Genomic DNA, 23,320 nt, shown 5'->3' on the forward strand with positions numbered 1-23,320 from the left:
TAAAAACAGGTTATCACACTATGGATTTAATCCGTTCAGCCTTACGCAAACCCATTACTGTTCTGGTGTTGGTGGCGGGATTGTTTTATTTTGGCGTTGGTGCCGTCCGCTCGATCAAAATTGACATTTTTCCTAATCTGGACCTTCCCGTCATCTACATTTCCCACCCCTACGGCGGGTTCACTCCGAACCAGATGGAATCCTTTTTTGGGAAACAGTACGTTAACCTGTTGCTTTATGTGTCGGGGGTTAAAAGCATAGAAACCAAGAATATACAAGGGTTGACGCTGATCAAGCTTTCCTTCTACGAAGGAACAAATATGGCCCAGGCCGCTGCCGAAGTGTCGTCGTATACCAACCGGGCTCAGGCTATTTTTCCGCCCGGATCACAACCGCCGTTTATTCTGCGGTTTGACGCGTCGACCCTGCCCGTTGGTCAGCTGGTTTTGAGCAGTCCGATCCGGACGAACAACGAATTGCAGGATATGGCCAACGTGTATGTACGGGCCCGGTTCAGTGCCATTCCGGGGTTGGTGGCTCCGGCGCCGTTCGGCGGAAACTCGCGAACCATCGTTATCCGGGCGGATCCTGAATTGCTGCGCTCGCACAACCTAACCCCCGATCAGCTGGTGGCGGCTTTGCGGGTGAACAACCAGGCAACCCCGGCTGGTAACGTGCGGGTAGGGGATTTGAACTACTTCACACCGGCCAACACGACGATTAAAAATGTCAAGGATTTTGAAAATATTCCTATTTATACTGGTGCGGTTCAGAATATATACCTGCGCGATGTAGCCCGGGTCGAAGATGGCGCGGACATTACATCGGGCTATGTACTGGTCAACGGACGCCGTTCGGTGTACTTGCCCATTACCAAATCCGCCGATGCCTCAACCTGGGAAGTAGTACAGAATCTGAAAAAACAATTGCCGACCTTTCAGGCTCAATTGCCCGAAGATGTTAAACTATCGTATGAGTTCGATCAGTCCGTTTATGTAATCAATTCGGTGGAAAGCCTGATTGAGGAAGGAATCATCGGGGCTATCTTAACGGGTTTGATGGTTCTGCTGTTTCTGGGCGACCCGCGCGGAGCCCTGATCGTGATCATTACCATACCGATCTGTATTATCTCGGGCGTATTATTTCTATCGCTGTTTGGGCAGACCATCAATATTATGACCCTGAGTGGGTTGTCGCTGGCGATCGGAATTCTGGTGGATGAATCGACGGTGACTATTGAGAATATACACCAGCATTTGGATATGGGTAAACCCAAAGCGCTGGCTATTTGGGACGCCTGTAAGGAAATTGCGTTCTCAAAACTCCTGATTCTGTTCTGTATTCTGGCGGTTTTTGCGCCGGCCTTTACGATGAAGGGCATTCCCGGAGCGTTGTTTTATCCGTTGTCACTGGCCATCGGCTTCTCCATGATTACATCTTACGTCATGGCGCAAACCCTGGTACCGGTTCTGGCTAACTGGTTAATGAAAAGTCATGATCATAAAATTGATACAATAGCGGGCAAAAACGGCGTTAAAATTCATCATAACGGTCATAGCAACGGCGACGGTTTACCCGAAGGAACCATCCTGAAAGGAAAGAGCCAGCTGGCTAATCAGGCCGATTTAAATCAGGACGGTAAGATTGGGGTATTCGAGCGGTTTCGACTCAAGTTCGTGCGTTTTATAGAATGGACGTTGCCGCACAAAAAGCTCGTTACGCTGGGGTATTTTGTGGTGGCGTTTGGATTTACAGCGTTCTTTATTACCATCATCGGACGGGATGTGCTTCCACGCGTCAGTGGTGGGCAGTTTCAGGTCCGGTTGCGCGCCCCGGATGGAACGCGGCTGGAGAAAACGGAAAAAACCATGCTGCGCGCGCTAGACGTTCTGCACGATCTGGTGGGCAAGGAAAATGTGGAAATTACCTCGGCTATGGTGGGAATGCACGGTTCCCAGTTTTCAACCAGCCCGATTTATCTGTTCATGGCCGGCCCCCATGAAGGCGTTTTGCAGGTGAGTTTAAAGCATGGTTTTGACATTGATCTGGACCAATTGAAGGATCAATATCGCGCTAAAATGAAAGCGGCCCTGCCGGACGTAAAATTATCGTTTGAGCCCCTGGAACTGACCGACAAGATTCTGAGCCAGGGTTCACCGACGCCCATCGAAGTAAAGGTGATCGGGAAGGATAAAAAACAGAACGAAGTATACGCCAACAAAGTTATCGCCAAGCTGAAGGAGATTTCGTACCTGCGGGATATTCAGATTGGATCGGCCATTAATTACCCGGCCATTTCCATTGATATCGACCGGGTTCGGGCGGCTCAGCTGGGAACGGATATTTCGGCCATTTCCCGTTCGTTGACGGCTTCGACCTCCTCATCCCGGTTAACCGAAAAAAGTGTCTGGATTGATCCGAAAAGTGCGCAGATGTACAGCGTGCAGGTGCAGGTTCCGGAAAACCAGATGAAAAGTGTGAGCGATATTGGTGAAATACCGGTGTTACCAAACACCAACCGACCGGTGTTGAGTGATGTGGCAACAATCAAGACGGAGCGAACGTACGGTGAAAACGATAACATTGGAGCAGTTCCTGTCTTATCGGTTACGGCCAACCTCAACGACATGGATTTAGGGACCGCCACCAGGGACGTGAACAATGCCATCGCCGAACTGGGTGAGTTGCCGCGTGGTCTGACCGTCGAAACCCGCGGTCTGACGCAGGTATTGACCGAAACGCTGGACAGTTTGCAAACGGGTCTGTTGACGGCGATTATCGTGATTTTTCTGATGCTGGCGGCTAATTTTCAGTCGTTTAAGGTATCATTTATTGTTTTGTGTACGGTTCCGGCGGTTTTGGCAGGTTCGCTGGCTTTGCTGCTGCTGACGGGCTCGACGCTAAACCTGCAATCTTACATGGGTATGATTATGTCGGTGGGGGTGTCGATATCCAATGCCGTGCTGTTGGTAACCAATGCGGAGCAGCTGCGGATGAAAAACCACAATGCCTTGCTGGCCGCGAAGGAGTCTGCGTCGTTGCGTTTAAGACCCATTCTGATGACCAGTGTGGCCATGGTGGTTGGGATGATGCCGATGGCGCTGGGGCTTGGCGAAGGCGGTTCGCAGACGGCTCCTCTGGGCCGGGCCGTTATTGGCGGGCTGATTGCGTCGACCTTTGCCGCCCTGCACATTTTACCGCTCGTGTTTGCCTGGGTACAGGGCAGCGCGTCAGTCCAATCGGTATCGCTTGATCCTGAAGATAAAGAAAGTAAACATTATATTCCTGGCGTTTATGAAACGGCTAATTAATAGCGTTATGTCCCCCATCGTTGCGGTTTGCTCTGGCATGCTGGTGGTGAGCGTGTTGCAGGGTTGTCACTCATCCGACAGCAAGGCTGATAAAGTAACAGTGGCGGAGGAGCCCGAACCGACCGAAGTATTTACACTTCGGAAAGGAAAACTGTCGTCCAATCTGAAAATTCCTGGTGAACTGCTGGCATTTCGGGACGTGGATATGTACGCCAAAGTGAGCGGTTTCGTCAAATCCATTCATGCCGATGTGGGTTCGGAGGTAAAACAGGGTCAACTGCTGGCGCTGGCCGAAGCGCCTGAATTGAACGCTCAGCTGGCCGCAGCGGAGTCGAAACTCAAGTCGCAGGAAGCCTTGTACATCGCCAGTAAATCGAATTACGATCGGTATGTAGATGCTGCCAAGACGCCGGGAACGGTAGCTCAGTCGATGCTGGAGCAGGCCCTGGCAAAGAAAGAATCGGATTTTGCGCAGTTGGCAGCCGCCAAAGCTTCGTATCGGGAAGTTGCCGATATGCGTAAATATTTGGAAATCAGGGCGCCCTTTAGCGGGATCATCAGTTTGCGGAATGTGAGCACGGGGGCGTACATTGGGCCCACGGGCAAAGGGTCAGAACTGCCGTTGTTTGTGTTGGCAGAACAGCGCCGGCTCCGGTTGGTAGTTTCGGTTCCGGAAGCGTATACAGGCTATGTCAATCCGAAGGACGAAGTAACCTTTACCGTAAAGGCCTTCCCGGATAAAAAATTCAGTGGTAAAGTGACGCGTCTGGCTGGGGCGCTGGACAAGCGCTTACGTTCGGAGCGCACGGAAATCGACGTTATGAACGCTGATCGGAAATTGTTGCCGGGCATGGTGGCCGAAGTAACCATCCCGCTGCCTACCAAGAATACAACCTTCGTTGTGCCCAAATCGGCGGTTATCAATTCATCAACGGGCATTTTTATCGTGAAGGTCATTAATCAGAAAGCCGAGTGGATTCCCGTGCAGACCGGGCTGGAAGAAGGTGATACCATTGAAATTTTTGGCGAGGTCAAAGAAGGCGATCAAATCATGACGACGGCAACGGAAGAAGTGCGTAACGGTTCGCCGGTCCGTTCGGTCAAACAAGTCTCCTGATATACAGGCAAAACCCTGCCAGGTTTTGAAAACCTGGCAGGGTTGCTCCTCGCATTTAGAGCGAATGTAGAATAACCGCACATGCTTCCCGGATCTGTTCGTCGGTGATCACCAGCGGGGGAGCAATACGCATGGAGTTGTCGCAGAACAAAAACCAGTCCGTGATTACCCCAAGTGGTTGACCGGCAATGGCCCGGTCAATGATCGGTTTTAGCACCTCGAACGATTCAAACTCGGCCGCCAGCATCAATCCTTTCCCACGGATTTCTTTGATAGCCGGATGCACCAGCAATTGCCGGAACAGTTGGCCTTTTCGTTCGGCTTGTGCCGGGAGTTGTTCATCCTGAACAACGCGCAGGGTAGCGAGTGATGCCGCAGCACTAACGGGGTGGCCGCCAAAGGTGGTAATATGGCCCAGGATGGGATTGGTTTTGAAAACGCCCATGATTTCCGCCGAGCTGATAAAAGCTCCAATCGGCATGCCGCCCCCCATTCCCTTGGCACAAACCACCACATCGGGTATTACGCCAAAACCTTCAAACGCCCAGAACGTGCCGGTGCGTCCGAATCCCGTCTGAATTTCGTCAAAAACCAGCAGCGCACCGACTTCTGTACACCGTTGTCGAACAGCTTGTAAATAGGCTGCTTCGGGCACCCGAACTCCGGCTTCGCCCTGCACGACTTCCATGATCACGGCCGCCGTGCGGTGCGTAATCTGGGAAAGGTGTTGCCAGTTTCCGTGCTGAATGTGCCGGGTATCGGGAAGCAAGGGCCGAAAGCTCCGCTTGAAATTTTCGCTTCCCGACAGCGAGAGCGCGCCCTGAGTGGCACCGTGGTACGCGTTCAGGCACGAAATAAGCTCCGTACGGCCCGTAAACCGTTTGGCCAGCTTCATGGTTCCTTCGATGGCTTCGGTGCCGGAATTGGTAAAATAAACGTTCGTTAGTGATTCCGGCAGGGTTTGAGCCAGCGCATGCGCCAGTTGTGCCTGGGGTGACTGCACGTATTCGCCGTACACCATCAGATGCAGGTATTTATCCAACTGCTCCTGAATAGCGGCCAGAACACGCGGATGCCGGTGGCCCACGTTGCTGACCCCAATGCCCGAAATCAGATCGATATACGGTTTTTGCTGATCATAGAGATAAATGCCTTCCGCGCGCTCAATTTCGAGGGCCAGTGGAAAATCGGAAGTCTGGGCAACATGCTGGAAAAAAAGTTGCCGATGCGTTATGAATGGGTTGGTCGTCAATGAAATACTTATTAGCCGGTACAAAAATACACGGTTTGGATTCTTGGGCGAAACATTGAACTTTATTAACTTTCGTAGTTACTAATCTGGTGCCTATGAAGTTACTTTACCTGTCTGTTCTTCTGGGGTTTCTGGTGCTTTCAACGAGCGGTTGGGCGCAGGATGTGTACTACGAACCCGGCCGGACGCACATTCCCGGCACGTACGATTTTGTCCTTAAAAACGGCACCACCCTGCGCGGTCAGTTCGTTCGGCGGGACAGCGCTTCGTACCTGATTCGCACGAAAAAAGACGGCGATCAGTTGCTGGCCGAAAACGATATTGTCCGGGCCGACCTGGTGGGTGGCACCCTGCGGAGCGGTCCCGACTTCCCAAACGGTTTTCCATTCCGGCTGTATTTCATGCCGACGGGTTACATGCCCGAAAAAAAGAGCCTTTATTTTCAAAATAGCTACGTTCTGTTTAGCCGTCTGGACATTGGTATCACCAAACACTGGAGCGTGGGTGGCACCTTTCAAACCCTGAGCCCGCAGAATTTTCATACGGTTTCCACCAAACTGGGCACTAAACTAACCTCCCGATCCCACATTGCCCTGCACGTTCAATACGTTGGCGTTCGGCTGAACGAGCGGCTACTAACGCGCCTGGGCTTGGCGCAGGGCATTGTGACGATTGGCAATGCTGAGCGAAACATGACTGTCGGAGCCGGGGCCACCTTTTCCGGGCACGGTTTTGCGTCATCGGGGGTTGTAACGATTGGGTACGTGCGGAAAATGACGCCCGATCTGACTTTTATCAGCCAAAACAACATCCTGGTGGGAGAGGCCCTCGAACCGTCTTACACGTACCTGACGGGCTTGTCATCGGCCGGTTTTCGATTCAACCGACACCGTCATGCCTTCGATACGGCTATTTTGTTCCCCATCTTTAGTAACAAAGGCTTGATTCGGACGAGTCCACTGCCGTACCTAAGCTATCAAGTCAGAATTGGCAAATAAAGAATAGGCAGGAGAACTAAACAAGAGTATATAGAGTCGAGCAAAAAACGCTCCTGTCTCTCCTGACCTGTTTTCTCTATTCTTCAAAAAAACAAACGGTTCCGCCAACCCAGTCGAAATCCTTGTTGAACCGGACCCCAATCATCTCCCCGCGACTGAGCCGCGCCAGATTAGTTAATAACGTTGGGCGCGGGTCTTTTTCGTGCCAGATGTACAGCATCCGAATCTCGCACTTCACCAAACCGTCCGGAGCCTGTATCACCGGTTCGTACTGTACTTTGCGCTGCAAAAGATAATTCTCTTTATCGGGGATGGCATCCAGTTCATCTTTGGTAACGGATAACCTGACCCCGCTTCCGGCAAAAGAAAACAACGGTTTTAAAACGTAGTTTTCCAAATCGTCGGGATACGTTTCGATGGTATTCAGGTAAAAACTCTTCGGAACATACGGGCTGTCTAACAACGGAAGCGTGTGTTTACTGATTCGAAAGAACCAGTTGGGGTGCCCAATCCATTCGACATCTACATCGTCGGTCAGCGAAAAATCGGTCTGTAATTCGGGGATGTTTTGTAATTCATCAAATATCAGGCGGTTATAGATTCTTTTGATGTGGTAGCGTTCGCCGTTTTTTTCATAATACAGCTTCCGATCCTCTTTCTTAATCCGGGTCAGACAGACTGGTTCAATGCCCAGCATATCGCGCGTAACGGCAAAGTCGATCCGGGTTTTTTGTTTTTCCGGAAAGATTTCCAGCAGAATTACCTGTTCGATGGGGTCAAGCCCGACCAGCAGCCGGTGGAGATGTTGGCGGTAGGTTTCGTCCGTATCCATGTTGAACAGGTGGCTAAAACCGTCGGGAATTGAAAAATGGGTGCGAAAGTTTTGGGCCAGGTACGACTGAAAGCCAAACAGAGAAGGAAAACCTTGCAGTTCAATGAGTTGTGGGGTTAGCTCGCCTTCTTTGTCCTTACAGATAGCGAAGTCGATGGCCAGAAAGGACGTATGATCGTTTTCGTTGGGGACACGCTGACCGGGCGGAATGGCGGCTTCGGATAATTCTTTAAAATCTTCCCGCGTCAGGGTGTCAATGATGGAATCACAAGCCTCCAGAATGTGATGTTTTAACCCTTTGGGAACAAAAACCGGGGTTTCGGCAACGCGAAAATCCAGCTGCCTGGGAAAGTCGTGTTCAATCTGATCCAAAAAAGCCCGGTAACGATCCGGGCTGAATGCCATGTTGTAGGCCTGACGAATGGGTTGAATCATGGGATGAAAACGAAACCGTTCGGGAATTCCCGAACGGTTTCGTCGTTTAAAGGTTAATCAAACTGGATTGCCGCAGGAAACCCGGAATCACTTCCGACTCCGTCAGCGTAATTTTCTGCGGGTCCTGTAGGTAGGCGACCATGTCGTTGTATTTGTCCAGGCCATGGTTCTCAATGATTTGGGACTTTTTTTCATCGGTCATGAAATACCGCAACATGCCTTCGCCGTCGGCTTCCGGGTGGAACTGGGTACCGAAAATTTCGTCGGTGAAACGGATTGCCATAATAGCCCGGTCCAGCGGAACGTGTGGTCGGATTTTTTCAAGGCACAACAGCTTTACATCCAGTTCGTTGATCCGGTCCCAGTTAGGTTCGGTCAGTTGATAGTCCCGCGAGTCGACCGCAAAAAAAGGATCGGGCAGGCCCTGAAACAGCGGTTCGGTCAGGCCGTCATCGGTTTTATGCATCGGAAAGATGCCGAACGAGTTCGACTTGCGTTTGCTGATGGTGCCGATGCCCAAATGCCGGGAGACCAGCTGAAACGAATGACAGATCAAAAACAGGTATTTTTTGCTTTCGTTGGTCCGATTGTGCGCAAACAGCTGATCAATCAGCGCAAAATACGGAGCCTCCCAGGGTTCGTCACTCGGAAGCGGACTCCCCGGACCGCCGGTTGAAATGTAAACATCGTATTCCAGGCCGGGCACTTCGTTTTTACCCCGCACGTCATAAATCGTATGCGTTAAGGCCACCTCCATCTGATCGCTCATATTCCGGATAATTTGCAGAATACAGCGCATTCCCTCGTTCGGAACATGGTTATACATGTCCAGAACAGCCACTTTCATTGATTCCATTGGGTAAGTTCAAAGCCACAATTTACGGTAAGAAGACGATCAATCGTCGGTAAAGATAACTACAACAAACCGTGAGAAGTTTCCTCCACAATGTAATCCACGACTCGCTTCAGGTCATTGGTCTGGCGAAAAACCGCCAGCTGGCGGTCGGCTCCGGTGCCCATTTCGAGGATCGTTTTGACGTATTCAATTTCTTTGCGGCTACCGAGTTCGTCGACCACATCGTCGATAAATTCGAGCAATTCCTGCGCCAGCGTGAAGTAGGGAACCTCCTCTTGTTTGCCAAAATCGATGAGCTTGCCCTCGATTCCGTAGCGGGCGGCCCGCCATTTATTTTCGTTGATCAAAATTTTTCGATACGGCCGAAAATTGAGGTTTTGCTTGTGGAGTTTATAAATTTTGGCGACCAGCGCCTGCATGACAGCCGCTAAGCAAACCGTTTCATCCACGCGCATTGGTACATCGCAGATCCGGAATTCAATGGTGTTGAAAAACGGGTGAAGCCGAATGTCCCACCAGATTTTTTTGCCGTTGTCGATGCAATTCGTTTTGACGAGCAAATTGATGTAATCATCGTACTCGGCTGCCGACGCAAAGTAATCGGGAATGCCTGTGCGCGGAAATTTGTCGAATACCTTAGAGCGGTAGGACTTGAACCCCGTATTTCGTCCGCACCAGAACGGTGAATTGGTGGAAAGGGCATAGACATGGGGCAGAAAATACCGCACCGCGTTCATGATGTGCAAGCCTTCGTTCCGGTTTTCAATGCCTACGTGTACGTGCAGCCCGAAAATAAGGTTTGAACGGGCCACATCGCGCATTTCGTCGATGAGTTTGTCATACCGCTCATTGTCGGTGATGAGCTGATCCTGCCAGTCGGAAATGGGGTGAGTGCCCGCGGCCGCAATTTTCAGATTCTGGTTGGTGGCCAGATCGAGAATCATCTTGCGCAGGTAGGTTACCTCTTCGCGGGCTTCGTGGATGTTCGTGCAGATGTTGGTTCCCACTTCTACCACGGCCTGGTGCATCTCGGCTTTGACCCGTTCGTGTAGCACAATTTGTCCACCTTCCACAATCTTCGACATGTGCGACCGCAATTCCCGCGTTACGGGGTCGATGGTCTGAAATTCTTCTTCAATTCCTAGCGTGAAAACGGGCATGAATCAGGGCTTGGCTAAATATACGCTTGACTAAAGTAATGAGGTTGGTTTGATTGATGTGTGGTAAGGAAGGTTGAGCTGAATCCAAGCCTGACAGGTCTTCAAGGCCTGTCAGGTTTAAAAATGGCGTTGATTTAAAGGTGTTTTCTGGTTTAAATGATCAGATCCAGACTGAGCTTATTTATCTTTCTTTTCTTTCTTACCGCCCTTTTTGTCGGACTCCCCGGCTTTCTTCTTCGGTTTTTCGGCCACGGTTTTCTCTTTTACCCTTTTCTTGTCCGTAATCGACGTGACGGGCTGTTCTGCCGTATTGGGCAGGGCGAGCTGGGCCTGGGAGGAACGCCGGACGTAGGTTCCCCAGGTCAGATTGTCACCACCCGGTTGGTGAGACTTGGCGCGGTTGATGGCCAGGTTGGCCGCCGTTTCCACCACCCATTCGAAATTTTCCTGACCAACCGAATAAATATCGGCATCCGGTGCCGGGTTGCAGAAGTCAATAGCGTACGGAATGCCGTCGCGAACCGCAAACTCAACGGTATTGAAGTCGTACCCGAGTGCCTGATTGAGGGTAATGACGTATTCTTCGATGGTCGTCATTAGTTTCTTGTACGCTTCGCCGGAAGTTTTCGGTTCGGTGGCGTAGCGGAGGTGGTGCGGGTTGCGCGGTTCGTAGGGCATGATCCGGACGTCGCTTCCACCGATGCAATAACAACGGAAATAATCATCGAACACGATCTCTTCCTGAAGGAGCATCACGAGCTGACCGGTTTCGGCAAACTTATGCCAGAGATCGTTGGCATCGTACACCTTATAAACGCTTTTCCAGCCGCCCCCGGAATGCGGTTTCATGTAAGCCGGAAAACCGATGTATTGAAAAATCGAATCCCAATCCATCATTTTCAGGTTCCGGAACGAGTTTTCGTTGGTATCGTCGGGCCGTTCTTTGGACGGCAGTAAAACCGTTTTTGGAACGGGAACATTCAATTGGGTGGCCAGGCAGTTGTTAAAAAATTTCTCGTCGGCGCTCCACCAGAACGGATTGTTGATGACGGCGGTACCCGTCAGGGCCGCGTTTTTCAGGTAAGACCGGTAGAAGGGAACATCCTGCGAAATACGGTCAATAATAACGGCGTAATCGGTCGCTTCGCCCTGAACGACTTTGTTGATGGACACAAATTCGGCGACAATGCCACTTTCTTTTTTACTGTTTACCCGGTCCACAAACGCTTGCGGAAACGAGTTTTCCTGTCCGAAAAGAATGCCAATTTTCTTCATACCAAATGCCAATGCGGAAGCGCAGAGTTGGAGTTAATGATCGAGTGGATAATGTTATTTGAATGCAAATTGTTTAAAATGATGGTTCAGGTGCGCCACGTAATCGATGATAAGCCACGACAAAGGCACGGTCTCGACTGCGTCGGGCGGCAGCACTGGTTTTTGTAGCGCATCGGAAGAAATCGCTTCGGTGACGTAAACAATCTGTTGATTGATTGATCGCCAATACAGTAGCAGGTGTTTGATCGGTAACTCCTGATACCGGTTGTAACGTACCGACTGATTCTGGTCGTACCGCTGAACCATGAAGGGCGATGGCGCAAATTGCGCATCCGTAAATCGTTTCAGGTTGTTGAGCGCCGAGTCAATTAAATGACCCAAAATCTGTTTCCGCGACCATTTGCCCGGCGCGTGGGCGGTAAGCTCTTCTTCCGAAAACCGCCCCAACCGTTCCGGCAATTCGGTGAGGTATGCCCGCAGTTGTTCGAGCGATTCGGTGAAAGGCTGATGCAGGGCCTCGTAACCGTATTGATTCGATGGAGTCATAGTGATACCGTTGACAAGTAATGCGGAAACATCTCCCGCCAAACCGGCCAGTCGTGTTCACCCCAGGGCCGCACGTCGAGCCAGTGCTGGATTCCCTTCCGGTTGAGGATGTCCGACATCCGGTAATTCTCCGGTTTGCAGAAATCATATTCCGAAGTCCCCAACACAATTTTCATCTGGTAGAAATGATCATTGTGGGCGTTGGGCAGGTAATCGGGCGGGTTGTTAAAATAGACGTTGTCGTCGTAATAGCCGTCCATGAACGGTTTGATATCGAATTTTGCGCCCATTGACCAGAGGTAAGCAACCCGCTCCGGGTGACGAAACGCAAAATTGAGGGCCTGAAAACCGCCGAAACTGCACCCGGCCACCGCAATTTTATCCACACGGCATTCGTGCTGGATGGCGGGGATCAGTTCCTCGTTGACCATCCGGTCGTACCAGATGTGGTTTTGAATCCGAATGGAGGGATGCAAATGGGTGGCATACCAACTGTCCCGATCAATACTGTCGATGCAGAATAGCTTGATCCTCCGATTTTCAATGAACCAGCGGACGGATTCGGTTAATTTGAAATCCTTCGCTTCGTAATACCGGCCCATGCTGGTGGGAAACAACAGGACTGGATAGCCCCAGTCGCCGTAAACCAACATTTCTATGTCGCGACCGAGGTGGTGCGAATACCATTTTCTGTAATCTTCCCGCAAAATATCGTTCGTTGTTTTGTTGATGATCTGGCAGGAAAGATAACCATATTTACGAATTCCCAGGAAAACTGTTTGTAATTTTGGCTAATTAATTCAAATAGATTATGAACATATTTCGGCAAGTGCCGTACTATGCTCAAGGAGTAAACTAGAGAGAATGGATGGTTTGAATGTAAACGATAGGCCGGAAACCGGAGTTAAGCATCGGATCGATACGGGATTGCTGTCGGTGTATTTGAATCGATCGATCCGGCTGGATATTGTGTTGCCGAATGAATACGAGTCGATGTCCGAGCCCTTGCCAGTGCTGTACCTCAACGACGGCCAGGATCTGGAACGACTCCAAATGGTCGGCGTTTTGGAATCAGTGTATGCCCGACAGGCCGTTCGCCCGTTTGTGCTGGTGGCGATTCATGCCGGCGACCGGATTCAGGAATACGGCGTGGCGGCTCAAGCCGATTACCTGCACCGGGGTGCCAAAGCAGGGGCGTATACCGATTTTGTCATTCATGAACTACTGCCGTATCTGCAGAAGCAGTACCGGGTGAGTACGGAGCCAGAGCACGCTGTTTTTGCCGGGTTTTCGCTCGGCGGTTTATCGGCGTTCGATCTGGTCTGGAATCATCCGGAGTTGTTTCGGAAAGCGGGCGTTTTTTCCGGATCGTTCTGGTGGCGGCAGCGTGGCCTGAATGACGGTTATGCGGATTCTGACCGGATCATGCACGCTCAAGTTCGGGCCACACCGGTGCCGAATGCGTCGAAATTCTGGTTTCAGACCGGAACGCAGGACGAAACCGACGACCGCGACAACGACGGAATCATCGACTCCATTGCCGATACCCTCGATCTGATTGCCGAAATGGAACGGAAAGGGTTGCGTTGGGGACAGGATGTAACGTATGTCGAAGTAGAGGGCGGACGACACGATCCGGAAACCTGGGGTCAGGTGATGCCCCGGTTTTTGATCTGGGCGTTTGGAGGGTAGAGCAGCGCAGGTCTAAATCTAAATCAACTGTAATACTAATCATGAAAACCGTATTTACGCTCTTGACCCTGGCGGTTTTGTTGGCTTGCAAAATGGCTGGGCCAGTTCCGCCAGTGGCCGAACGCAAGCTGGTGTGGTCCGACGAATTTGACAAACCCGGTTTGCCCGATGCCACGAAATGGAAATACGACGTGGGAGGAAGCGGTTTTGGCAACAACGAACTTCAGTATTATCTGGGCCCACGGGCCGAAAATGCGCGCGTTGAGAACGGGGTGCTCATCATCGAAGCCCGGAAGGAGAACCACGAAAATCGCTCATACACCTCGGCTAAACTGACAACCCAGGGCACGGCCGAATGGAAATATGGCCGGATCGATGTGCGGGCTAAATTGCCCAAAGGGCGCGGTACTTGGCCGGCCATCTGGATGTTGAGCGCTAAAAAACCGTTAAAATGGCCGCTCGATGGAGAGATTGACATCATGGAACACGTGGGGTATAACGAAGGGCAGATTCACGGCACCATTCACACGCAGGCTTACAATCATACGATCAATACCCAGAAAACGGGCATTAAAAAGTTGCCGGACGTTACCCAGAACTTCCACACGTACTCCGTCGACTGGTCGGCTGAAAAAATCGATTTCCTGATTGATAACGAGCGGTATTTTACCATTACCAAACAGGAAACCGGAAATAGCTACGAACAATGGCCGCTGGACCAGCCTTTTTACCTTATTCTAAACGTTGCCGTTGGCGGGAACTGGGGCGGCCAGCAAGGGGTTGACGAGTCCATCTGGCCCCAGCGAATGGAAATTGATTATGTTCGGGTGTTTCAGTAGGCCGTTGCCAAAAAACGCTCAAAGCGAGGTTAGAAACGCCATTGTATCGATGCCATCGGCATAGTCGCTCAGACCAGGTGTCTGGGTTTTTCCCAGGCCAACGCTGTTCGGGAAAAAGCCATCTTTAGCCGCGATACACTGAATTTTTTCGGAAATCTTTCCCAGCTTTTCCTCCAGCTCATCCAAGTCCGCATACCGTTGAAAGTACAGGGTCGAAATCGGTGAAACCAGCCCTTCGTTTTCGGTTAGCAACAGAAAACCGTTATCCAGGTGCGGTACGCCGTTGACCAGATAGATGGATTTGTTGTAATCGTAATTGTTGTTGTACTTGTGATGGCTGATAAACTGGGGAGCCTGGGCTTCCAGCAAATGCAGGAAGGGAACGAAATCGTAGTGTTCGGGCACGAACAAGGTAGACACATTGCGGCAGCCGAGTCCGAAGTAATCCAACGCATCGTGACCCAGGGCCTCCAATTCATCGGTGGTTTCCCGGCCCGTGAGGATAGCGACCGACGAGCGGTTTCGGCGAATAATGTGCGGTTTTCGGGAAAAGTAGTATTCAAAATACCGGGCCGAATTGGAGCTTCCCGTTGCAATGTAGGCATCAGCCTGGTTCAGACGTTCGCTAATTTGAATGAAAGGGCCAAATTCGGGGTTGATTTCGGTGATTTTTTGTATTAAATAATGGATTAATACAAAATCTGGGGTGCTTAATTTGGCCAAGAGCCGGTGTCCACTGATCAGCACAGCTAGTAAGTCGTGAAAGCCGACGGCCGGAATGTTGCCCGCCATAACAACGCCCACGCTTTTAGCTTCTGTCGGAAGCACGTTATAACCTTTTATCCATGCCGATAACTTTTCTTCATTCAGGTACTCGTCGGCAATCGCCGTGAGCGATCCAAGAACGTTTTCTGGTGTGAACCAATGGTTTTTATAGTAGGCTTTTTGGGCTATTTCCTGCAATTCCGCCTTATTTTCGGGGTTTTTTAGGAAATTCCCTAACTGAACAAACGCGGCAATTCGATCCGTTAAATTCATAATAACTGGGCTAATAGATATGACTAATGAACCGGCAAAAATAAATTATAGTTTGTCACCAACCTTTAAATAATTATATTTGTTGTCTAATTATCGTTTCAAACTATCAAGCACTTGTTTCGTACGGTATAACCAGCTGATAAAACCTGGTTATGACACGAACCACTAAATTTCTACCTGCAAATGGCAATCATGATCACAGATGAGTGCATCAATTGTGGAGCCTGCGAGCCCGAATGCCCCAACACAGCTATCTACGAAGGCGGTGTTGAATGGACCTGGAGCGGAGGAACCGAATTGGATGTTGTCGATTTTGGTGATGGTACGGTAGTCAACGGGAAAGATCCGCAAACCCCGGTGTCCGACGAATTCTATTATATCGTTTCAGATAAATGTACGGAATGCGTGGGTTTCCACGAAGAGCCGCAGTGTGCAGCTGTGTGTCCTGTTGATTGTTGTGTACCCGATCCCGACGTCGTTGAAGATGAGGAAACCTTACTGGCAAAGAAAGCCTGGTTGCACGCTGAAGCGGTGTAACCGACACTGAAATACTACAAAAAAATCCCGGACCGTAGGCCCGGGATTTTTTTTTGCCCTCTAAAAAATAGATACGATGAAATTTATGGTATTTTTTTTAGATATAATTGAATGTATAGCGTGGAGGTAATGAATATAAAATTTTATACTATTCATTAATTGCAGAATATGGTAAAATTCAGAATAATGTTGTTAAAACTGATAAAATAGGTTTCTAAATGAGCTATTGTTGAGAATTATGGTTCATAATTGTGGAAAAATGGATAAAATTTTGCCAAACATTTGCAAATAATATATTCGGTTCTAATATTTGTGATACAATTCAATTGTCCCTTAAGTTACGAACAAACCAAAGAAAATTATGAAAAAAGCTCTATTGCTGGTATGTTGTTCGCTTTCAACTTTATTGTCTAAAGCGCAGGACGCTACCTCTTCTCAACCCCAGGAGGTTGTTGCCAGCGCTACACCTGAGTTGGGAGCCGAAAACAAAGGTAAATTCACATTTTCAGGGTATATAGATGCATTTTACAGCGGCAATTTGAACAATCCGTTATCACGTTCAAATTTGGGAGTTGCCGGAACAGCCCGGGTATTCGATCAGCGGGCCGGGCAGATTTCGCTGGGGTTGATTCAAACAAAGATTGGGTACAGCACGGATAAAGTGGATGCGGTTCTGGACTTAACGTTTGGGCCGAATGCTGACCTTGGAAATTATGCCAACGCAATCGGGCCGTTGGGAGAAGGAAAAGGAACGTCGATGGCAGCTATCAAACAGGCTTACATCAATTGGAAAACGTCGGACAAGTTTTCGATCATGGTTGGGCAATTCGGTACGCACATCGGATATGAAGTCATTGATGCGCCGGTCAATTACAACTACTCGCTCTCGAACCTGTTCAACAACGGCCCGTTTTACCATACCGGTATCAAAGGTACGTACGCGTTCAGCGATAAAGCTTCGTTGATGCTGGGAGTTGTCAACAACGTGGACGGTTGGCAGGACAATAACAAATCGAAAGGAATCATCGGACAGTTGTTCTTCGCTCCGGCATCCGGCTGGAGTGTTTACCTGAACGGTATTGTTAGCAACGAAGCGAATCCGGATAGCCTGGGTAAAAAAGTAAAAGGTTCCTACGCGGTCTTTGACCTGGCAACCACCTACCAGATCACCGAAAAATTCTTCGTGGGTCTGAATGCCGCAATTGGGTCGCAAAAGGCAGATTTTCAAGGTTATGCGCCGGTTAAAGCCGGAACCTCATCCTGGGCGGGCGTTGCCTTGTACACCAACTACGCCATCACGAGCAAATTTGGCCTGGGCGGACGCTACGAATATTTTGACAACTCCGATGGAGCCCGGGCGCTCCGCAATTCACTGGGAATGGGAACGAGTGTAAACTCAATCACCATTACGGGTAACATCACGGCTGCCGACGGTAGCCTGCTGATCAAACCTGAATTCCGGCTTGATAGCTATGCCAAACCGGCAGGCGCAGGTGCCGAAGCCCAACAGTTCGAAGACAGCGACGGCAACTTTACCAAGTCTTCGCAGTCGACCCTCGGTCTCGCCTTCATTTACAAATTTTAATACGCAACCCCACACTGGTCTGAAAAGGCCAATCTTGACTTAATGTACAACTAAACCGTTCTGGTACAATGCAAAAACCGTCTTACTTACCATTTGCCCTATTGCTGTTTGTCAGCGTATTAGGTGTTGTCTTTCCGTCTGTTCCAACCACCATTGTCACCGAAGGAATCGATACAGGTGACACGGCCTGGATGCTTGTTTCGGCGGCCCTTGTCTTATTAATGACGCCGGGTCTGGCTTATTTCTACGGGGGGATGGTAAACAACAAAAACGTCATTTCAACCATGCTGCAAAGCTTTATTGCCATGGGCGTTATCAGCATCCTCTGGATTGTTGTTGGCTTCAGCCTGGCTTTTGGCGATGACATTGGTGGTTTTATTGGAAATCCTGCGACGTTCTTCATGTTCAACGGCGTACTCGATGGCAAACCCTGGCCGTTGGCAGCAACGGTTCCCCTGGTTGTGTTCGCTTTCTTCCAGTTGAAGTTCGCGATGATCACGCCGGCGCTGGTAACGGGCTCGATGGCAGAGCGGATCAACTTCAAATCGTATGTCCTGTTCATGGTCCTGTTCAGCCTGGTTGTTTATACTCCGCTGGCCCACATGACCTGGCATCCAGATGGATTCCTGTTTAAATTAGGGGTACTGGACTTTGCTGGTGGTACGGTTGTACACATGTCAGCTGGTTGGGCTGCACTGGCCGGAGCCATCTACCTGAAACGCCGTAAATCACACGTTGAATCAAACTACTTCCCACCCGCTAACATTCCGTTTGTGCTGTTAGGAACGGGTCTGCTGTGGTTTGGCTGGTTCGGATTTAATGCGGGCTCGGCCGTTGGCGCGTCTCCGCTGGCTGCTTCTGCTTTCGCAACCACAAACACGGCTGCTGCCGCTGCCGGTTTGAGCTGGGTATTGTTCGATGCCGCCAAAGGTAAAAAAGTATCGGGTCTGGGTTTTGCCATCGGTGCAGTGGTTGGTCTGGTGGCCATTACGCCAGCCGCCGGTTTTGTAACGATCCCGTCTTCCATCTTTATTGGTACGATTGCTTCTATGGTCAGTAACGTTGTGGCTCACCTGCGCACCAAGTCAACGTTGGACGATACGCTGGACGTATTCCCCTGCCACGGTGTAGGTGGTATGGTTGGTATGGTAATGACGGGCGTGTTTGCTTCGAAAGGTATCAATGCCGGTGTGGTTGACGAAGGGTTGGCCTTTGGCGAAACCAAACTGTTTTTCACGCACATGATGGCCCTGGTGATTGTATCGGTTTTCGCTTTCGCAGCTTCTTACCTGCTGTTGATCGTTACGAATGCCATTCTGCCGCTGCGTGTTAGCGAAGAAGATGAAAAAGTGGGTCTGGATATCAGCCAGCACGACGAATTCCTGGTAGACGCTTAGTCTTAAGATATAATGACAGAGCCACAGGGGTTGCCTGTGGTTTTGTTGTACTCGACGAAGGTATCTGTCTTTGACGGATACCTTCTTTTTTGGTTCAAAACAAAACCCCTGATGGGCGACAGCGCCCATCAGGGGTTTTATAGGAATCGTTCTGAAACAGAAAGTCGTTGGCCTTAATGAAAAGCCAGGGGCTGAAGTTCGGTTTCAAACTCACTTACTTCCATTAGCCCGGCGGTATTCAAACCGGTGAGTAAAACCCGTTTTGTTTCGTTGATCAGTAGTGGATCATACTGGGCAGTGACCCGAACGTAGTTTTCGGTGAAGCCCAGCATCTGACCATTTTCTACATCTTCTTCGAATAAAACCGTCGCCGGTTGCCCCACCTGCTGCTCGTAGAAAAACCGTTTTTTCTTTTCCGAGAGGATATGCAGCATTTTGGATCGCTCGGCCCGTTGGGCGGACGGCACAACCGGTTTGATTGCCAGCGCCTGGGTGTTGGGGCGCTCCGAATACGTAAAAACGTGTAAGTATGAAATGGGAAGCTCGTTCAGGAAGTGGTAAGTTTCCCGAAAAGCGTCTTCGGTTTCGCCGGGATGGCCAACAATAACATCCACGCCAATGCAGGCATGTGGCATGAGCTCCTTGATTTTGCCCACGCGCTCGGTGTACAATTCACGCCGGTACCGGCGTCGCATCAACCCCAGCACCACATTGGAACCCGATTGCAGGGGAACGTGAAAATGCGGCACAAACCGTTTGGACTGGGCCACAAAGCCAATGATGTCGTCGGTCAGCAAATTGGGCTCAATCGAAGAGATACGAAACCGCTCAATGCCGTCTACTTCGTCCAGTGCCTGGATCAACTCTAGAAAGGTTTCCTGGCGCTGTCCGGCCGAATCGGCGTTGGGGTGTAGGCCGAAATCGCCGATGTTGACGCCCGTCAGCACAATTTCCTTCACGTTACGACTCGCAATTTCGTGCGCGGCCCGAACCACGTTGGCAATCGTATCGCTCCGGCTGCTGCCGCGCGCCAGTGGAATGGTGCAATAGGCACAGGGATAATCACAGCCATCCTGCACTTTCAGGAAGGTGCGGGTGCGGTCGTTGAGCGAATACGACGCGTGATACGCCAGCGCTTCGTTGATGGGCGAATTGAAAACCCGTGCTTTTCCGGTAGGTTCTTTTACAAAACCGTCGAGCAATTCGGCTAGCCGAAACTTTTCGGAAGCTCCCAAAACGGCATCGACCCCCGGAATGGAGGCAATTTCCTCCGGCTTGAGCTGGGCATAACAACCCAGAATGGCCACATAACCGTCGGGGTTGATGTGCTGCGCTTCCCGAACAATCTTCCGGCATTTCTTGTCGGCGTTGTCCGTAACGGAGCAGGTATTAATGATGAAAATATCGGGTCTTTGATTGAATTCAACGCGTTCGTACCCCTTTTGCTCCAGCAGCCGGGCCAGTGTGGAGGTTTCGGAGAAATTTAGTTTGCAGCCGAGTGTATAAAAGGCAACCTTTTTCATGGGTGGCAAATTTACGAAAACTATCCCGGACAGCCGCAACAAATTGAGTCCGGGCGCTTTGGACAATTAAAATTAACCCGGCCCCTGTTCAGAATAATCCTTCTCGCTTGGTAGGGTGCTCGGTCCAATATTCTGCCGGGGATCGGTGGGTGGCTGGTTTGTCAAACCAGAAATGTTCCCGAAAGTACATCCTGTTAGAGCCATTCACCAGGGCGAAGTAATCAAAGAAACGGTATTTTGATCGCACCTTACTCTCTATAAATTCCTCTGTTTTGGTGAGCATAGAAAGACTTTAGTTAAGTATCTGTTAATCAAAATATTACAAGTAAGCTTATATTATTTGCCTTGGATAGGTGCAATTTGTTGTCTCTAGAGTATAATATGAGCGTAAAATAGACCTTTTTCTAGATGATGGTTTTTGGTTACGTTAAAACTAGTTTTTGCTGTTTTTTATATTTTTTTATGAAAATCGGGTTAAAATGCATGCAGTTTTTTGGAAATAACAATATGATATCAGTATTTTTGGGTGTTTTTAATCCAAAAACCACCTCTTACCTAATATGTCTAACTTTCGGTTTAAAGCTCTCGAAATTGCACAAAGCCGGCAAGCTTTGGCTGTGTCCCCTCCATCGGAACGTGTAACGGAATACTATGGCTCCTACACATTCAACAACGAAGTTATGCGCTCCCTGCTGTCGCCGGAAGCGTATATAAAAATTACGCAGGCCATCGAAACCGGCGGTAAAATTGACCGTGATATTGCCGACGAGGTTGCGAATGCCATGAAATCGTGGGCACTTGCGAAAGGAGCAACGCACTACACGCACTGGTTCCAGCCATTGACGGGCGATACGGCCGAAAAACACGACGCATTTTTTGATGTAACGATGGAAGGAAAAGCCATCGAGAAATTTAAAGGAAGTGCCCTGGTTCAGCAGGAGCCAGATGCTTCTTCATTCCCCAATGGTGGTCTGCGAAATACATTTGAAGCGCGCGGCTACACGGGATGGGATCCTAGCTCACCGGCGTTCCTGATGGACAACGGTGCCGGTGGAAAAACGCTTTGTATTCCTTCGGTCTTCATTTCGTACACGGGTGAAGCGCTTGATTATAAAACACCGTTGCTGAAAGCGCTATCGGCGGTTGATAAGGCAGCGACGGCGGTTTGCCAGTATTTTGATCGGAATGTCTCCAAAGTAACCCCAACGCTCGGAGCTGAGCAGGAGTATTTTGTGGTTGACAAGGCGCTGTTCTACGCTCGCCCTGACTTGGTAATGTCCGGTCGTACGGTTTTCGGACACTCACCCGCCCGTGGTCAGCAATTGGAAGACCACTATTTCGGCTCGATTCCTCCGCGGGTCAATGCGTTCATGGTGGATTTCGAATTCGAAGCCATGAAACTGGGAATGCCGGTTCGGACCCGTCATAACGAGGTGGCACCGGGCCAGTTCGAAGTGGCTCCGACCTTTGAAGAAGTCAACCTGGCCATCGATCACAACGCCCTGTTGATGGATTTGATGGAGAAAGTAGCCGAGAAGCACAACCTCAAAATTCTGTTCCACGAAAAACCGTTCGCGGGTATCAACGGTAGCGGAAAGCACAACAACTGGTCATTGGGTACCAATACCGGCGTTAACCTGTTGGCACCCAGCTCAAAACCCAAAGAAAGCCTGCGGTTTCTGACGTTCCTGGTCAACGTGGTGAAAGCCGTGCACGACCATGCCGATCTGCTGCGGGCCAGCATCGCTTCGGCCGGTAACGAATACCGTCTGGGTGCCAACGAAGCTCCTCCGGCAATCGTTTCGGTCTTCCTGGGTGAGTCACTGACGAAAGCGTTGGAAGATCTCGAAACGAAATCAGAGGTCATCGTCAACAAAGGTGATAACGTTTATTACAAACTGGGAATCAACCGGATTCCTTCACTGCTGCGGGATAACACCGACCGGAACCGTACCTCGCCGTTTGCCTTCACCGGAAACAAATTTGAATTCCGGGCCGTGGGTGGTGGTGCCAACTCCGCATCGACCATGACGGTTTTGAATGCCATCGTCGCTGATCAGCTGACCAAATTCAAAGCTGATCTGGATGCCCGTCTGGCCAACGGTGAGAAAAAAGAACTGGCTATTGTTGACATTCTGAAAGCCTATTACGCTGATTCAAAACGTATCCTGTTCGAAGGCAACGGTTATTCCGATGAGTGGGTTGAAGAAGCCGCTAAGCGCGGTTTGTCGAACATCAAATCCTCACCGGAAGCACTGGGTGTTTACCTGCGTCCAGAGTCGCTGGAACTGTTTGAGCGCACGGGTGTTCTGAATCATTCGGAGGCTGAATCCCGCTACGAAATCGAGCTGGAGAAATACATCAAGAAAGTACAGATCGAGTCGCGGGTCATTGGTGATCTGGCCATGAACCACATCGTTTCAACGGCTCTGAAATACCTAAACAAGCTGGCCGAAACGGCGAAAGCACTGGTAGACCTGGGCATGACCGCCGAAGCTGAACCGATCAAAGGAATTATCTCTGAAATCTCTTCGCGGGTTATTGCCATCAAGAAGGGAGTTGAAGAGATGACCGAAACCCGGAAGAAGGCCAACGCGCTGCCAACAACCGCCGAAATCGCCAAAATTTACGCTACGGATGTAAAGGATTACTTCGATGTGATCCGTTATGAAGTGGACAAACTTGAGTTGATTATCGACGACGAAGACTGGCCACTGGTAAAATACCGTGAAATGTTGTTTGTAAAATAATACATATTTTTCCAACCATATCGTCAGAATGGCCCTATCCGTTTGGAAATGGGCCATTTTTGTTTTCAGAAGAGGTCATAAGCTGACTGATTGTGGCGGATCAGATGCGCGATACGTAGGTGTTGACTCCATGTTTGACCACTTTGAGCGCAGCGGTTTCAGTAAAGGTCATAGCTG

The 23,320-nt window shown here is 50.0% G+C and carries 18 protein-coding genes; 9 read left to right on the forward strand and 9 right to left on the reverse strand.

The genetic code is table 11. The annotated features are described in order from the left end of the window. Positions 1 to 20 precede the first annotated feature (20 nt). Both ACYVH9_RS25015 and ACYVH9_RS25020 read left to right on the forward strand, forming a co-directional pair. Positions 21 to 3,311 carry an efflux RND transporter permease subunit gene (locus ACYVH9_RS25015; protein ID WP_460639159.1) on the forward strand — a complete coding sequence of 1,097 codons (3,291 nt, stop codon included), beginning with the start codon at positions 21 to 23 and terminating at the stop codon, positions 3,309 to 3,311. A gap of 7 nt (positions 3,312 to 3,318) precedes the next feature. Next, complete coding sequence (locus tag ACYVH9_RS25020) at positions 3,319 to 4,428, forward strand: efflux RND transporter periplasmic adaptor subunit (RefSeq protein WP_460639160.1); 1,110 nt, start codon at positions 3,319 to 3,321, stop codon at positions 4,426 to 4,428. A 55-nt stretch (positions 4,429 to 4,483) separates the two neighbouring features. On the opposite strand, the gene ACYVH9_RS25025 is transcribed toward ACYVH9_RS25020, so the two are convergent. Then, positions 4,484 to 5,680 carry an aspartate aminotransferase family protein gene (locus tag ACYVH9_RS25025; RefSeq protein ID WP_460639161.1) on the reverse strand — a complete coding sequence of 399 codons (1,197 nt, stop codon included), beginning with the start codon at positions 5,678 to 5,680 and terminating at the stop codon, positions 4,484 to 4,486. A gap of 95 nt (positions 5,681 to 5,775) precedes the next feature. On the opposite strand from ACYVH9_RS25025, the gene ACYVH9_RS25030 reads away from it, so the two are divergent. Next, the gene (locus tag ACYVH9_RS25030) at positions 5,776 to 6,678 is read left to right on the forward strand and encodes a hypothetical protein (RefSeq protein ID WP_460639162.1); all 903 of its coding nucleotides are present in this window, start codon (positions 5,776 to 5,778) and stop codon (positions 6,676 to 6,678) included. A 76-nt stretch (positions 6,679 to 6,754) separates the two neighbouring features. Here the strand turns inward: ACYVH9_RS25030 and ACYVH9_RS25035 are convergent, their stop codons facing one another. From ACYVH9_RS25035 to ACYVH9_RS25060, 6 genes are all read right to left on the reverse strand, one after another. Then, a complete protein-coding gene (locus ACYVH9_RS25035; RefSeq protein ID WP_460639163.1) occupies positions 6,755 to 7,945 on the reverse strand; it encodes a hypothetical protein in 1,191 nt (396 codons plus the stop codon). Between the two features lie 46 nt (positions 7,946 to 7,991). Continuing rightward, positions 7,992 to 8,801 (reverse strand): type 1 glutamine amidotransferase, encoded by an 810-nt coding sequence (locus ACYVH9_RS25040; RefSeq protein WP_460639164.1) that lies wholly within the window; start codon positions 8,799 to 8,801, stop codon positions 7,992 to 7,994. Positions 8,802 to 8,860: 59 nt separating this feature from the next. Beyond that, positions 8,861 to 9,961: a carboxylate-amine ligase gene (locus tag ACYVH9_RS25045; protein WP_460639165.1), complete on the reverse strand. Its 1,101-nt coding sequence runs from the start codon at positions 9,959 to 9,961 to the stop codon at positions 8,861 to 8,863. A 177-nt stretch (positions 9,962 to 10,138) separates the two neighbouring features. Continuing rightward, the gene (locus tag ACYVH9_RS25050) at positions 10,139 to 11,236 is read right to left on the reverse strand and encodes an ATP-grasp domain-containing protein (RefSeq protein ID WP_460639166.1); all 1,098 of its coding nucleotides are present in this window, start codon (positions 11,234 to 11,236) and stop codon (positions 10,139 to 10,141) included. Between the two features lie 54 nt (positions 11,237 to 11,290). Beyond that, positions 11,291 to 11,782: a DinB family protein gene (locus ACYVH9_RS25055; protein WP_460639167.1), complete on the reverse strand. Its 492-nt coding sequence runs from the start codon at positions 11,780 to 11,782 to the stop codon at positions 11,291 to 11,293. Further along, positions 11,779 to 12,489, reverse strand: coding sequence for an esterase family protein (locus ACYVH9_RS25060; RefSeq protein ID WP_460639168.1), 711 nt, complete (start codon positions 12,487 to 12,489; stop codon positions 11,779 to 11,781). Before ACYVH9_RS25060 ends, ACYVH9_RS25055 begins: the two co-directional genes overlap by 4 nt. 157 nt (positions 12,490 to 12,646) lie before the next feature. Here ACYVH9_RS25060 and ACYVH9_RS25065 point away from each other — a divergent pair, with 157 nt between their 5' ends. Continuing rightward, positions 12,647 to 13,474 (forward strand): alpha/beta hydrolase, encoded by an 828-nt coding sequence (locus ACYVH9_RS25065; RefSeq protein WP_460639169.1) that lies wholly within the window; start codon positions 12,647 to 12,649, stop codon positions 13,472 to 13,474. 41 nt (positions 13,475 to 13,515) lie between these two features. Further along, on the forward strand, positions 13,516 to 14,313 hold the full coding sequence (locus tag ACYVH9_RS25070) for a glycoside hydrolase family 16 protein (protein WP_460639170.1): 798 nt from the start codon (positions 13,516 to 13,518) through the stop codon (positions 14,311 to 14,313). Between the two features lie 18 nt (positions 14,314 to 14,331). Here ACYVH9_RS25070 and ACYVH9_RS25075 read toward each other — a convergent pair whose 3' ends face one another. Beyond that, positions 14,332 to 15,351, reverse strand: a complete 1,020-nt coding sequence (locus tag ACYVH9_RS25075; RefSeq protein ID WP_460639171.1) for an aldehyde dehydrogenase family protein — start codon at positions 15,349 to 15,351, stop codon at positions 14,332 to 14,334. Positions 15,352 to 15,534: 183 nt separating this feature from the next. On the opposite strand from ACYVH9_RS25075, the gene ACYVH9_RS25080 reads away from it, so the two are divergent. From ACYVH9_RS25080 to ACYVH9_RS25090, 3 genes are all read left to right on the forward strand, one after another. After that, on the forward strand, positions 15,535 to 15,888 hold the full coding sequence (locus ACYVH9_RS25080; RefSeq protein ID WP_038117307.1) for a 4Fe-4S dicluster domain-containing protein: 354 nt from the start codon (positions 15,535 to 15,537) through the stop codon (positions 15,886 to 15,888). A 361-nt stretch (positions 15,889 to 16,249) separates the two neighbouring features. Further along, the gene (locus tag ACYVH9_RS25085; protein ID WP_460639172.1) at positions 16,250 to 17,473 is read left to right on the forward strand and encodes a porin; all 1,224 of its coding nucleotides are present in this window, start codon (positions 16,250 to 16,252) and stop codon (positions 17,471 to 17,473) included. A gap of 68 nt (positions 17,474 to 17,541) precedes the next feature. After that, positions 17,542 to 18,870: an ammonium transporter gene (locus ACYVH9_RS25090; protein WP_460639173.1), complete on the forward strand. Its 1,329-nt coding sequence runs from the start codon at positions 17,542 to 17,544 to the stop codon at positions 18,868 to 18,870. A 173-nt stretch (positions 18,871 to 19,043) separates the two neighbouring features. Here the strand turns inward: ACYVH9_RS25090 and mtaB are convergent, their stop codons facing one another. Continuing rightward, entirely contained in the window at positions 19,044 to 20,393 is a 1,350-nt protein-coding gene (gene mtaB, locus ACYVH9_RS25095) for a tRNA (N(6)-L-threonylcarbamoyladenosine(37)-C(2))-methylthiotransferase MtaB (RefSeq protein ID WP_460639174.1), read from the reverse strand. Positions 20,394 to 20,953: 560 nt separating this feature from the next. Between mtaB and ACYVH9_RS25100 the strand changes: the two genes are divergently transcribed. Further along, on the forward strand, positions 20,954 to 23,143 hold the full coding sequence (locus tag ACYVH9_RS25100) for a glutamine synthetase III family protein (protein WP_460639175.1): 2,190 nt from the start codon (positions 20,954 to 20,956) through the stop codon (positions 23,141 to 23,143). The last annotated feature ends 177 nt before the right edge of the window (positions 23,144 to 23,320 follow it).

The sequence above is a fragment of the Larkinella harenae genome (assembly GCF_054780515.1).

Excerpts from the sequence above, each read along its gene's own strand:
- ACYVH9_RS25015 (WP_460639159.1), top strand. The coding sequence starts at position 21 with ATGGATTTAATCCGTTCAGCCTTACGCAAACCCATTACTGTTCTGGTG.
- ACYVH9_RS25020 (WP_460639160.1), top strand. The coding sequence starts at position 3,319 with ATGTCCCCCATCGTTGCGGTTTGCTCTGGCATGCTGGTGGTGAGCGTG.
- ACYVH9_RS25030 (WP_460639162.1), top strand. The coding sequence starts at position 5,776 with ATGAAGTTACTTTACCTGTCTGTTCTTCTGGGGTTTCTGGTGCTTTCA.
- ACYVH9_RS25035 (WP_460639163.1), bottom strand. The coding sequence starts at position 7,945 with ATGATTCAACCCATTCGTCAGGCCTACAACATGGCATTCAGCCCGGAT.
- ACYVH9_RS25040 (WP_460639164.1), bottom strand. The coding sequence starts at position 8,801 with ATGGAATCAATGAAAGTGGCTGTTCTGGACATGTATAACCATGTTCCG.
- ACYVH9_RS25045 (WP_460639165.1), bottom strand. The coding sequence starts at position 9,961 with ATGCCCGTTTTCACGCTAGGAATTGAAGAAGAATTTCAGACCATCGAC.
- ACYVH9_RS25050 (WP_460639166.1), bottom strand. The coding sequence starts at position 11,236 with ATGAAGAAAATTGGCATTCTTTTCGGACAGGAAAACTCGTTTCCGCAA.
- ACYVH9_RS25055 (WP_460639167.1), bottom strand. The coding sequence starts at position 11,782 with ATGACTCCATCGAATCAATACGGTTACGAGGCCCTGCATCAGCCTTTC.
- ACYVH9_RS25065 (WP_460639169.1), top strand. The coding sequence starts at position 12,647 with ATGGATGGTTTGAATGTAAACGATAGGCCGGAAACCGGAGTTAAGCAT.
- ACYVH9_RS25070 (WP_460639170.1), top strand. The coding sequence starts at position 13,516 with ATGAAAACCGTATTTACGCTCTTGACCCTGGCGGTTTTGTTGGCTTGC.
- ACYVH9_RS25075 (WP_460639171.1), bottom strand. The coding sequence starts at position 15,351 with ATGAATTTAACGGATCGAATTGCCGCGTTTGTTCAGTTAGGGAATTTC.
- ACYVH9_RS25080 (WP_038117307.1), top strand. The coding sequence starts at position 15,535 with ATGGCAATCATGATCACAGATGAGTGCATCAATTGTGGAGCCTGCGAG.
- ACYVH9_RS25085 (WP_460639172.1), top strand. The coding sequence starts at position 16,250 with ATGAAAAAAGCTCTATTGCTGGTATGTTGTTCGCTTTCAACTTTATTG.
- ACYVH9_RS25090 (WP_460639173.1), top strand. The coding sequence starts at position 17,542 with ATGCAAAAACCGTCTTACTTACCATTTGCCCTATTGCTGTTTGTCAGC.
- mtaB (WP_460639174.1), bottom strand. The coding sequence starts at position 20,393 with ATGAAAAAGGTTGCCTTTTATACACTCGGCTGCAAACTAAATTTCTCC.
- ACYVH9_RS25100 (WP_460639175.1), top strand. The coding sequence starts at position 20,954 with ATGTCTAACTTTCGGTTTAAAGCTCTCGAAATTGCACAAAGCCGGCAA.